We start from the raw sequence: 557 nt of genomic DNA, 5'->3' as shown, positions 1-557 counted from the left end.
TGGAAGAAGCAAAATTACAGCGTATGCCAAAACCAAAAGCATTATCTGGAAGAGTTGCCCTAATCACCGGATCAGCCGGAGGAATTGGAAAAGCTATTGCAAAGAAATTCGCTCAGGAAGGTGCTTGTGTGGTAATCAATGACATCAACGAGGAAAGACTGGAAGAAGCGACAAAAGACTTTATCAAATCATTCGGAAAAGATGCCGTTTCAAGTACATTATTAAATGTTACAAACGAAAAAAGCACTGAAAAAGCATTAGACGAAGCATGCCTTGCTTTTGGAGGAGTGGATATCGTGGTAAACAATGCCGGAATCAGTATCTCAAAATCAATAGCAGAACATACTTTGGAAGAGTGGGACAGATTATATGACATTTTGGTAAAAGGACAATTTATTGTATCGAAAGCCGGAATCGAAGTAATGCGTAAACAAGGTTTTGGTGGAGACATCGTAAACATTGTTTCTAAAAATGCTGTTGTTGCAGGACCGAACAATCCTGGATATGGATCAGCCAAAGCGGCTCAGGCACATTTAACGCGCCTTATGGCAGCGGAA

Annotated in this window: 1 protein-coding gene; it reads left to right on the top strand. The window is 40.8% G+C overall.

All coding sequences use genetic code 11. The features are described from left to right. Positions 1-23: 23 nt before the first annotated feature. Positions 24-557: SDR family NAD(P)-dependent oxidoreductase (locus AC6CH4_RS25955; RefSeq protein WP_498108231.1), on the top strand; the 534-nt coding region annotated here is incomplete at its 3' end.

The sequence above is a fragment of the Flavobacterium sp. GQ95 genome (genome assembly GCF_059758655.1).
Note: the sequence above shows the minus strand (reverse complement) of the source record. Positions and strands in the feature narration are given on the sequence as shown.